The 10,767-nt window shown below is 68.9% G+C and carries 11 protein-coding genes; 3 read left to right on the top strand and 8 right to left on the bottom strand.

All coding sequences use genetic code 11. The annotated features are described in order from the left end of the window. Positions 1–14 precede the first annotated feature (14 nt). From creC to DK254_RS19825, 4 genes are all read right to left on the bottom strand, one after another. A complete protein-coding gene (gene creC, locus DK254_RS19840; protein ID WP_109935141.1) occupies positions 15–1,433 on the bottom strand; it encodes a two-component system sensor histidine kinase CreC in 1,419 nt (472 codons plus the stop codon). Next, positions 1,433–2,116: a two-component system response regulator CreB gene (gene creB, locus DK254_RS19835; RefSeq protein WP_109935140.1), complete on the bottom strand. Its 684-nt coding sequence runs from the start codon at positions 2,114–2,116 to the stop codon at positions 1,433–1,435. The genes creC and creB overlap by 1 nt, the downstream gene beginning before the upstream one ends. A gap of 55 nt (positions 2,117–2,171) precedes the next feature. Next, positions 2,172–2,711, bottom strand: a complete 540-nt coding sequence (locus DK254_RS19830) for an ATP-dependent zinc protease (RefSeq protein WP_109935139.1) — start codon at positions 2,709–2,711, stop codon at positions 2,172–2,174. Between the two features lie 76 nt (positions 2,712–2,787). Beyond that, positions 2,788–4,035 carry an HD-GYP domain-containing protein gene (locus DK254_RS19825; RefSeq protein WP_109935138.1) on the bottom strand — a complete coding sequence of 416 codons (1,248 nt, stop codon included), beginning with the start codon at positions 4,033–4,035 and terminating at the stop codon, positions 2,788–2,790. A 131-nt stretch (positions 4,036–4,166) separates the two neighbouring features. On the opposite strand from DK254_RS19825, the gene DK254_RS19820 reads away from it, so the two are divergent. Next, positions 4,167–5,054: an acyltransferase gene (locus DK254_RS19820; RefSeq protein WP_109935137.1), complete on the top strand. Its 888-nt coding sequence runs from the start codon at positions 4,167–4,169 to the stop codon at positions 5,052–5,054. A 1-nt stretch (position 5,055) separates the two neighbouring features. Here DK254_RS19820 and DK254_RS19815 read toward each other — a convergent pair whose 3' ends face one another. Together DK254_RS19815 and DK254_RS19810 are read right to left on the bottom strand one after the other, a co-directional pair. After that, entirely contained in the window at positions 5,056–5,598 is a 543-nt protein-coding gene (locus DK254_RS19815) for a DUF2780 domain-containing protein (protein ID WP_109935136.1), read from the bottom strand. A gap of 273 nt (positions 5,599–5,871) precedes the next feature. Further along, complete coding sequence (locus DK254_RS19810) at positions 5,872–6,423, bottom strand: DUF2780 domain-containing protein (RefSeq protein ID WP_371921167.1); 552 nt, start codon at positions 6,421–6,423, stop codon at positions 5,872–5,874. Positions 6,424–6,680: 257 nt separating this feature from the next. On the opposite strand from DK254_RS19810, the gene mdtD reads away from it, so the two are divergent. Continuing rightward, the gene (mdtD, locus tag DK254_RS19805) at positions 6,681–8,114 is read left to right on the top strand and encodes a multidrug transporter subunit MdtD (protein ID WP_089392906.1); all 1,434 of its coding nucleotides are present in this window, start codon (positions 6,681–6,683) and stop codon (positions 8,112–8,114) included. Position 8,115: 1 nt separating this feature from the next. Here mdtD and DK254_RS19800 read toward each other — a convergent pair whose 3' ends face one another. Both DK254_RS19800 and DK254_RS19795 read right to left on the bottom strand, forming a co-directional pair. Next, positions 8,116–8,610 carry a RimK/LysX family protein gene (locus DK254_RS19800; protein ID WP_089392905.1) on the bottom strand — a complete coding sequence of 165 codons (495 nt, stop codon included), beginning with the start codon at positions 8,608–8,610 and terminating at the stop codon, positions 8,116–8,118. A 111-nt stretch (positions 8,611–8,721) separates the two neighbouring features. Then, the gene (locus DK254_RS19795; RefSeq protein WP_009615451.1) at positions 8,722–8,934 is read right to left on the bottom strand and encodes a cold-shock protein; all 213 of its coding nucleotides are present in this window, start codon (positions 8,932–8,934) and stop codon (positions 8,722–8,724) included. Positions 8,935–9,269: 335 nt separating this feature from the next. Here DK254_RS19795 and dbpA point away from each other — a divergent pair, with 335 nt between their 5' ends. Further along, positions 9,270–10,646: an ATP-dependent RNA helicase DbpA gene (dbpA, locus tag DK254_RS19790; RefSeq protein WP_109935134.1), complete on the top strand. Its 1,377-nt coding sequence runs from the start codon at positions 9,270–9,272 to the stop codon at positions 10,644–10,646. Positions 10,647–10,767: the final 121 nt, after the last annotated feature.

Here is a 10,767-nt window from a genome sequence, read left to right as displayed (position 1 = left end):
AGGCTCTTCTCCTGTCAGCCCCCCGGCAACTCCAACCAAGCCTCCACCCCACCCTCGACATTCCCCACACCCAGCCTTCCACCATGCAACCCCGCCACCTCGGCAACGAAGTTCAGCCCAAGCCCGGTGCTCTTGCGCCCCGTCCCCGGCCGCGGCAGGGAATAGAACCGCTCCGTCAGCCGCTCCAGCGCATAGTCCGGAATCGCCGGCCCCTCGTTGAACAGCGCCAGGCGCCAGCTTTCCCCCTCGCGCAGCGCGCTGAAACGGATCGCCCCGCCAGCCGGGGTGAAGTCCAGGGCATTGTCCAGCAGGTTGCCCAGCGCCTGGCGCAACAGGAAGCGCTCCCCCACCACCAGCGCTTCCTCCGGCACCGCGTTCTCCACCCGCAAGCCCTCCAGGCGCGCCAGGTTGGCCTGCAGCAGTTCCGCCACCAGTTCGTGCAGGTTTACCGATTCGCTTTCCTCCAGGCCCTGGCGCTGTTCCACCTGGGCCAGGTTCAGCAGGCGCTCCACCAGTTGCTGCAGGCGCTGGCTCTCGCCGGCGATGTTGCCGACGAAACGCTCGCGCTGCGCCGCCGGCATCTCGCCTTCGAGCAGTTCGGCGGCGCCGCGGATGGCCGCCAGCGGGCTCTTCAGCTCGTGGGTCAGGGTGTGCACGTAGCGCTCGACGTAGGCCTTGCCCTCCAGTTGCACGCGCATGCGCTCCACCGCCTCGGCCAGTTGCGCCATCTCGCCGCCGCGGTAGCGCGGCAGTTCGGCGCGGCGGCCCTCGCTGACCGCCTGGGCGTAGCGGGTAAGCTTGCGCAGGGCGCCGCTCAGCCACCAGGAGAGCAGCCCGCCGACCAGCAGGCCGAGCACGATAAGGCCGCCGCCGAGCCAGGCCAGGCGCCGCTGCGAGCGTTCGATGTAGGGTTGCAGGGTGCGGTTGGGCTTGGACACCGAGACCACGCCGATGATCTTCTCGCCATCCTTGATCGGCGCCGCCACGTACATCACCGAGGAGTCCGGGTCGTCCGCCGACTCGCGGCTGGAGCGCGCGCCGTACTTGCCCTGCAGGGTCAGGTAGACGTCGTTCCAGCGCGAGTAGTCCTGGCCCACCGCCTCGCCGGCCGAGTCGAGCAGGACGATGCCGCGCGCGTCGGTGACGTAGATGCGGTGGTTCACCGCGTTCTTGCGCACGCCCCAGATGTCCGCCTGGGGGCTGCGCGCGCCGTAGGCCTTGAGCAGCTCGGGGAGCTGGCTGTGGACCAGGGTGCCGTGCTTCAGGTCGTCGCGCAGCACCTCGGCCAGCAGGTTGGCGGTGTCCACCAGGGTTTCCTCGGTGGACTGGCGCACCCCGGGGCGGATCTCGTCCATCACCGTGCTCAGCACGAAGTAGGCGGTCAGCCCGACGAACAGGAAGTACGCCAGGAAGATCCGCACGCCCAGCGGCATCAGGCCTTCTCCGCCGCGTAGCTGTAGCCCAGGCCGCGGTGCGTCTGGATCGGCTCGGCATCCGCGGCCACCTGGCGCAGCTTGGCGCGCAGGCTCTTGATGTGGCTGTCGATGTTGCGCTCGTAGCCGGCCTGGGCCGCCACGCCCAGGGCCTGCAGCAGCAACTCGCGGCTGAACACCCGGCCCGGGCGCGCCAGCAGCGCCTGGAGCAGGCGGAATTCATGGAGGGTGAGGTTCAGCGCCTGGCCGCGGTAGTGGATCAGGAAGCGCGCCTCGTCCACCTGGAAGGGCCCGGCCGGCGCCGCTTCGGCGCTGGCGCGGGGCGGGCCGCGGCGGAGGATGGCCTTGACCCGCGCAGCCACCTCGCGCGGGCTGAAGGGCTTGACCACGTAGTCGTCGGCGCCGATCTCCAGGCCCACAACGCGGTCGATCTCGGCGTCGCGGGCGGTGAGGAAGATCACCGGCACCTCGGAGAAGCGGCGCAGTTGGCGGCAGGCCTCGAAGCCGCTGATGTCGGGCAGGCCGACGTCGAGGATGACCAGGTCGAAGGCCTCCTCGCGCAGGCGCTGCAGGGCCTCGCCGGCCAGGCTCAGCCAGGTGGCGGCGAAGCCTTCGGCCTGCAGGGCGTAGAGCAGGGTGTCGGCGATGGCGGCTTCGTCTTCGACGATGAGGATGTGCGGCATGGCTTCCGTGCGCGGGGGTGGCGGTCCTCCATCAAGCCGCAAGGCCCGCGCCCCGTCAATCGGCTTCGCGGCCGCCCGCGCAGTTGGGCTTGCCGGCAGCGAAGCGCTCGCTGGCGTCCACCGCGGCGTGGAACTTGCGCAGGCCCTTGGCGCCCATCAGGAAGGGATAGTTGAAGCGGCTGCGGTCGGTGAGGTTGACCTCGATCACCTGCTGGTCGCCGCCCAGGCACACCGGCAGCAGGATCACCGGGCGCTCGCTGAGGCCGCCGGCGCGTTCCTCCTCGTCGTCCTCGCCGGCTTCGTCGGCGCGGTTCTTGATCTTGGAGATGCGCGCCAGCTTGTGCTCGTACTGCGAGTCGCCGCCGTCCTTGGTGGCCAGGCGGAAGCGCACCCACTGCTCGCCGTCGCGCTGGAACAGCTGGATGTCCTTGGCCGACAGCGACGAGGTGTAGGCACCGGTGTCCATCTTGGCCTGCAGCGTCTGGCTCAGCTCGGGCAAGCCGACCCATTCGTAGCGCCCATAGAGCTTGGGCTCGGCGGCGAGGGCCAGGCCGGGCAGGACGAGCAGCGAAAGCAGGGCGGGAACGGGTTTCACGGGAATCTCCAGGGCAGTTCGGGATGCATGGCGCATAGGACTACCACGCCGGCCCGGGGTTCGCCAGCGGCCACCGTCAGCCGTCGAACAGCGAGCCGCGGCGGCGGTCCAGGCCGCTCCACAGCGTCTCCAGGTTGCGGAAGCCCCACTGCGCCGGTGACTCGCGGCCGACGATGCGCTCGCGGCCCTTGAGCTTCGCCAGGTCGAGCACTTCCTGGGGAATCGCCGCGCGCGTGCGGATCGAATAGAACACCTTGAGCACCGGGGTGAGCAGCGACTCGGGATGCTGCTCCAGCACCACCGCCAGGCGCTCGCTCTCCAGGCGCACCAGCGAGCCCACGGGGTAGATCCCCAGGCATTTGACGAAGGCGCGGAACACCTGCTCGTCCAGGTGCGTGCCGCACCACTGGCCCATGCGCCGGATCGACTCGGCGGGGTCCCAGCCGGCCTTGTAGGGGCGGTCGGAGGTGATGGCGTCGTAGATGTCGCAGACCGCGCCCATGCGCGCGAACAGGCTGATCTGCTCGCCGGCCAGGTGGTGCGGGTAGCCGCTGCCGTCGAGCTTCTCGTGGTGGTGCAGGCACACGTCCAGCACCAGGGCGCCGACCTGGCGGCCCTGGATGAGGATGTCCAGGCCGCGCCGCGGGTGCTCGCGGACCCGGGCGAACTCCTGCTCGTCCAGGCGCCCCGGCTTGTTCAGCAATTCCATGGGCACGTGCATCTTGCCGATGTCGTGCAGCAGCCCGGCCACGCCCGCCTCGCGCACCAGCGCCTCGTCCAGGCCGAGCTGGCGCGCCAGGGCGATCATCAGCGCGCAGACCGCCACCGAGTGCAGGTAGGTGTATTCGTCGGCGTTCTTCAGCCGCGCCAGGCTGATCAGCGCATTGGGGTGGCGCTGCACCGAGGCGGCGATCTGCTCCACCAGCTCCTGGGCGTGACCGGCGCTCACCGCCTTGCCCATGCGCGCGTCCTGGAACATTTCCATGACCGCGCGCTTGGACTGCACGCACAACCGGTGCGCCGCGCGCAGCTCGTCCTCCATGGCGCGCCAGGGCTTCTCCGGCGGCGCTGCGGGCGAAACGGGGGGCGGCGCCGTAGCAGGCTCCCCGGGGGCCAGTACGGGACGGGGCGAAAGGCCCTTGCCCGGGTCGATCAGCACCTCGAGCACGCCGCTCTCGCGCAGGCGCCTGAGGTCCTCGGGGTCGTCCAGCAGGAAACGCCGGCGCCAGAACGGGTGGTCCATCCATGAGCCGCACAGTTCGTGGAGGTACATACCGAGGGTCACGTCCCTGACCGGCAGGCGTACATAGAAGGAATCGGGCATGGCAGGCAATCGTCGGGGCAGTTACCCAGAGCATAGTGCTCCGGCGCACGTTGCGGCAGGGGGGTGGCTTGGGCTGGCCACGCCGCCTGCGTATCATGGCCGCGCCAACCGGAACAAGGAATCGCACCGCCATGTGGGCCACGCTGACCGGCATAGTCACCACCCTCCTGCTGCTGCTCAACACCCTGATCCTGATCGGCCCGATGCTGCTGATCGCCCTGCTCAAGCTGCTGCTGCCGGGCAAGGCGCTCAAGGACGCCTGCTCCAACGGCGTGATGTGGATCGCCGAGACCTGGGCGGAGATCGACAAGGCCATCTTCGCCCTGATGACGCCCACCGTCTGGGACATCCGTGGCGGCGACCAGCTGCGCCGCGACACCTCCTACCTGGTGGTGAGCAACCACCAGTCCTGGGTCGACATCCCCGCACTGGTCCAGGCCTTCAACCGCAAGACGCCCTACTTCAAGTTCTTCCTGAAGAAGGAGCTGATCTGGGTGCCCTTCCTCGGCCTGGCCTTCTGGGCCCTGGACTACCCCTTCATGAAGCGCTACTCCAAGGCCTTCCTGGAAAAGAACCCGCACCTGAAGGGCAAGGACCTGGAGATCACCAAGGCCGCCTGCGAGAAGTTCAAGGGCATGCCGGTGACCGTGGTGAACTACCTGGAAGGCACCCGCTTCACCCCGGCCAAGCAGGCCCAGCAGCAGTCGCCGTACCAGAACCTGCTCAAGCCCAAGGCCGGCGGCGTGGCCTTCGTGCTGGCCGCCCTGGGCGAGCAGCTGGACGCCATGCTCGACGTCACCGTGGTCTACCCAAAGGGTCCCAAGCCGGGCTTCTGGGACCTGCTCAGCGGCAAGGTGCCGCGGGTGATAGTCGATATCCGCACCCTCGGGATCGACCCTGCGCTGTGGCAGGGCGACTACGAGAACGATGCGGAATTCCGCCAGTACGTGCAGGCCTGGGTGTCGCGCCTGTGGGAAGAAAAGGACGCACGCATCGACGCGTTGCGCGCCGAGTTCTGAGCTAGACCGCTTTGCCGGCCACGGCGGTGGCTGGGGCTGCAGGCAGCGGGGTGCTTTCCCAGAGCTTGCCGAGGGTGCCCAGCAACTGGCTGTTCAGCCCCTGCTTGACCAGGTAGTCGAGCATCACCGTGGCGAACTGGTCGACCATGCCCTCGCTCATGCCCAGCACGTTGAACACCTGGTCGACGTCCTGCAGGTTCTGGATGCCGCCGAGCAACTGCCCGGCGCCGCCCAGCAGGGCGCCGATGCCGCCGCCGAGGGTGCCCGAGGACAGCTGGTCCAGCCCCGGCAGGCTCTTCTGCAGCTGCGAGCCCTGGCTGTCGTCGAGGCGGTTCATGGCCAGGCCGATCAGCGCGCCGGCGCCACCGATGGCCTGCTCGTCGCTGATGTTCAGGCGCTGGCCGAGGGTTTCCACCAGGCCGTTGGCGGCCGTTGCCGCGGCACCGGACTCGGCGCTGGGGATTTCCTCGAAGGTCTCGGCGGCGGCCGGGAAGGCCGCCAGCCAGGCGCAGGCGGCGAGGATGGGAAGGGCTCGGGCGATCATCGGGGGCTCCGCGGCAGACAGGTCCCGCCTCGGCATGGGCGGTCAGCGGATTTGACTGACAGCCGTGCCCTTCGTTCCGGACGCCCCTACGTTGTTTGCAGAACGCGCCGAAGTGCTTTCGTAGGAGCGAGCTTGCTCGCGAATGAGCCCCGCGGCGGAATCTGTTCGCGAGCAAGCTCGCTCCTACGAGAAGCCGTGCCACCGGTATGGTAGGAGCGGGCCCTGCCCGCGATTCGCGCGCAGGGCGCGCTCCTACAGTAAACGTCGCGGCGCTTAGCCGCCCACACCCCACAGGCTACCCAGGCTGCCCAGCAGGTCGCTGCTCACGCCCTGCTTGCCGAAGTAGTCCAGCAGCACGCCGGCGAACTTGCCGGTCATGCCCTGGTCCATGCCCAGGGTGCTGAAGGCGCTGTTCACGTCGCCCATGCTGTTGACGTTGCCCAGCAGGCCCTTGGCGCCGGTGCCGCCGAGGTTGCCCAGGGTCCCGCCGAGGCCGCCCAGGGCGTTGGCGCCGCTGAGCTTGTCCAGCCCAGGCACGCTCTGGATCAGTTGCGAATAGTCGCCGCCGCTGAGCTTGTTCTTGGCCAGGCCGAGCAACGCGCCGGTGCCGCCGACGGCCTGTTCGTCGCTGACGCCCAGTTGCCCGGTGAGGGCGCCGAGCAGGCCGCTGGTCTGCGGGGTGGAGGCCACCTGGCCCGGGTTGCCGCCCTCGGCCACGCCGGACACTGCCTTGGCGGCATCGCCAAGGTTGAAGGCGAAGGCGGAACTGGCGGCGAGCAGCGCCGCGGCGGCGCAGGTGACACGGAATCTGACGGTCATCGACATCTCCTGATGCAGTGGCGTGCGACGCCGAAGGTGCGCCGCACGCTGGTTGGACTGGCGCCGGGTGCCATTGTTCCGCCACCGCGGCGCAATCTTGCGCCCCTTCCGGCATGCCCGCGGGGCGCCGCGAAAGCCCCTTCAGGTCTAGCACAGGGCCGCCGCCGCGCCAGCGCGGCCGAACAGCGCAAAGGCTCTGGCGCGCCCCTCGCGCAGCACTGCCCTCCCCGCCTATGCTTGCGGGAGCCGAACAAGGACCCATCATGAGCGAGCCCTTCATCCTCACCCCGCGCATCGCCCGCATCCTCCCCTGGCTGGTGGCCGTCGCCTTCTTCATGCAGGCGCTGGACGGCACCATCCTCAACACCGCGCTGCCGAGCATGGCCCGTTCGCTGGACGAGGACCCGCTGCGCATGCAGGGGGTGGTCATCGCCTACCTGCTCACCGTGGCCCTGCTGATTCCCGCCTCCGGCTGGATCGCCGACCGCTTCGGCACGCGCCGGGTGTTCATCTTCGCCATCTTCCTGTTCAGCCTCGGATCGCTGTTCTGCGCGCTCTCGCCAAGCCTCGGGGTGCTGGTCATCGCCCGCGTGGTGCAGGGCCTGGGCGGCGCGCTGATGATGCCGGTGGGGCGCCTGGTGATCCTGCGCGTGTACCCGCGCAGCGACCTGGTGCGGGTGCTCAGCTTCGTCACCATCCCCGGCCTGCTCGGCCCGCTGACCGGCCCGACCCTGGGCGGCTGGCTGGTGGAGTACGCCAGCTGGCACTGGATCTTCCTCATCAACATCCCGGTCGGGCTGCTGGGCATCGTCTTCGCCATCCGCCTCATGCCCGACCTGCGCGGCGCCGCGCTCAGCCGCTTCGACGGCCCCGGCTTCCTGCTCTTCGGCGGCGCCATGGTGCTGATCACCATCGCCCTGGAAGGCCTGGGCGAGCTGCACATGCCCCACGTGCGGGTGGTGATGCTGCTGATCGGCGGCCTGGTCCTGCTCGCCGCCTACTGGCTGCGCGCCCTGAACGTCGAGGCGCCGCTGTTCCCGCCCAGCCTGTTCAAGACGCGCACCTTCGCCGTGGGCGTGCTGGGCAACCTGTTCGCCCGCCTGGGCAGCGGCTCGCTGCCGTTCCTCACGCCCCTGCTGCTACAGGTCGGCCTGGGCTTCGCGCCGGCCAAGGCGGGCATGACCATGATCCCGCTGGCCGCCATGGCCATGGTCGTCAAGCCGCTGGCCAAGGGCATCCTCGACCTGTTCGGCTACCGCCGCCTGCTGGTCGGCAACACCCTGCTGCTGGGCGCGCTGATCGCAGGCCTGGGGCTGATCGACCAGGACACCCCGTACCCCTGGCTGCTGATCCACCTGGGGCTGCTCGGCGGGGTCAACTCGCTGCAGTTCACGGCGATGAACACCCTGACGCTGATCGACCTGCGCGACGACAACGCCAGCGCCGGCAACAGCCTGCTGTCGGTGGTGATGCAACTGTCCATCGGCCTCGGCGTGGCCTGCGCGGCCGCGCTGCTGGGCGGCTTCAAGAGCGATGTCGAGATCAACGCCGGCGACGTGCTCGGCGCCTTCCACGCGACCTACCTGAGCGTGGGGCTGATGTCGATGGCGGCGGCGGCGATCTTCTTCCAGCTGGCCCGCGACGACGGCCGCTCGGCCCAGGCGCCGCGGCGCCTGGAGCCCGACGACGGGCATTGAGTCAGGGCTTGCAGGTGGGCGGCGTGGTCAGCGTCTTCGACACGTCCACCGCACCCAGGTGCTCCAGGCTGCGCCGGCCCAGCAGCACCGGGTAGTCGCTGCCCTCGCGGTCGGTGAGGGCGAACTGCTCGCGGTAGACCTTGTCGCCCAGGCACAGGTCCATGCTCACCACCGGGCGATGCTCGATGCCGTTGGCGCCGCGGACCTTGAGGGTGCGCTCGATGGGCCGCTCGAAGGGCAGGCGCTGCACCTGGCCGCTCGCCACGTCCTTGACCAGGATGTCGTACTGCACCCAGCGCTGCTCGTTCTTCCTGATCCGCACCAGGTTGCGCGCGTCCATCACCGAGGTCTGCACGCCGGTGTCCAGGCGCACCTTGAGCAGCACGTTCTCCGGCATCAGCCTGGCCTGCTCGACCCAGCCCCAGGTGGCCGGCTGCGCGGCGAGCAGCGAGGGGCAGGAGAAGGCCAGCAACAGGCCGGCGAGGCGCAGCTTCATGGATCGGGCTCCGGAGTCGTGGGGCAATGGCAGTACAGATCGGTTATGCCAATCAGGCAACAAAAAACCCCGGATGTTTCCATCCGGGGTTTTCGGCGACGCCAGGGAATCTTAGTTGATTACCTGAACGCGCTCGGCCTGCATGCCTTTCTGGCCTTGCACGACTTCGAAGCTGACCTTCTGGCCTTCGGCCAGGGTCTTGAAGCCGTGGCCTTCGATGGCGCGGAAGTGAACGAATACGTCCGGGCCGCTCTCAGGGGTGATGAAGCCGTAGCCTTTGGTCTCGTTGAACCATTTGACGGTGCCGTTCTGACGATTCGACATGGTGTTCTCCTTGGAACGTAGATGTAGAAATAGCCACAAAAGAGTGGCAGGAACTGAGTTGCAAGGAGTTACAAGGAGTCGAGCAGGACGGGGTGGAATAACCGACCGCATCAGGTCACGATCGACGGCGACCCATGCAAACACAGTGGAGGCACTCTACGATAAAAATCTGCGGAAAGCGAATCTGTATAAAAATACACTATCCAACCGCCCGTCCGTTTCAGACGAATGGTGACCGAGGCCAGTGACTTCGCGGGTTTTGGCGGTTTCTCCAGGGTCCCGTGGCACCGCTGCTGCTACACTGCGCGCCCACACGCCTGTCGGGTTTTTCCTTCGTGACCTCCACCGCCTTCTCCAGCCTGCCCCTCTCCGCCGACCTGCTCGCCAACCTCGAGGCCCTCGGCTACGCCGAGATGACACCGATCCAGGCCGCCAGCCTGCCAGTCATCCTCAAGGGCCGCGACCTGATCGCCCAGGCCAAGACCGGCAGCGGCAAGACCGCGGCCTTCGGCATCGGTCTGCTCAGCCCGCTGAACCCGCGCTACTTCGGCTGCCAGGCGCTGGTGCTGTGCCCGACCCGCGAGTTGGCCGACCAGGTGGCCAAGGAAATCCGCCGCCTGGCCCGCGCCGCCGACAACGTCAAGGTGCTCACCCTCTGCGGCGGCGTGCCCTTCGGCCCGCAGATCGGCTCCCTGGAGCACGGCGCCCACGTGGTGGTCGGCACCCCGGGGCGGGTGCAGGAACACCTGCGCCGCGGCTCCCTGGTGCTCGACGGGCTGAACACCCTGGTGCTGGACGAGGCCGACCGCATGCTCGACATGGGCTTCTACGACAGCATCGCCGACATCATCGGCCAGCTCCCGGCGCGCCGGCAGAGCCTGCTGTTCTCGGCCACCTACCCGGCCGGCATCGAGCAGCTGGCGGCGAAGTTCCTGCGCCAGCCCGAGCGCGTGGAAGTCGAGGCGCTGCACGACGACAGCCAGATCGAACAGCACTTCTACGAAATCGACCCGCGCCAGCGCATGGACGCCGTGGTGCGCCTGCTGCAGCACTTCCGCCCGCAATCCGCCGTGGCCTTCTGCCACACCCGCCAGCAGTGCGTGGAGCTGGCGCAGGCGCTGGATGCGCAGAAGATTTCTGCCCTGGCCCTGCACGGCGACCTGGAACAGCGCGAGCGCGACCAGGTGCTGGCGATGTTCGCCAACCGCAGCTGCAGCGTGCTGGTGGCCACCGACGTGGCCGCCCGCGGCCTGGACATCGAGGGCCTGGAGGCGGTGATCAACGTCGAGCTGAGCCGTGACGCCCAGGTCCACGTGCACCGCATCGGCCGCAGCGGCCGCGCCGGCGAGAAGGGCCTGGCGCTATCCCTGGTGGCCCCGGCCGAGGCCTCCCGCGCCCAGGCCATCGAAGACCTGCAGGGCGCCCCGCTGAACTGGGAGCGCATCGACTTCCTGCGCGCCAACCCCGCGCCCCTGCTGCCGCCGATGACCACCCTGAACATCGCCGGCGGACGCAAGGACAAGCTGCGCCCCGGCGACATCCTCGGCGCCCTCACCGGCGAGGCCGGCCTGCCCGGCAGCGCGGTGGGCAAGATCGCCATCTTCGACTTCCAGGCCTACGTGGCGGTGCAGCGCGACCAGGCCAAGGCGGCACTCAAGCGCCTGCAGGAAGGCAGGATCAAGGGGAGGTCGTTCAAGGTGCGGATTCTCTGAGGCGCGGAGTTCTTCGGAGGAGCGAGCTTGCTCGCGAATGGGGTTTCCCGGTCACAACGGTGCGTGAGATCACCGCCCTCCCCTCTCCCCAGCCCTCTCCCTGAAGGGAGAGGGGGCTAGC

Origin of the sequence: Pseudomonas sp. RW407 (assembly GCF_003176655.1) — a bacterium.
GTDB classification, from domain to species: domain Bacteria; phylum Pseudomonadota; class Gammaproteobacteria; order Pseudomonadales; family Pseudomonadaceae; genus Pseudomonas; species Pseudomonas delhiensis.
Note: the sequence above shows the minus strand (reverse complement) of the source record. Positions and strands in the feature narration are given on the sequence as shown.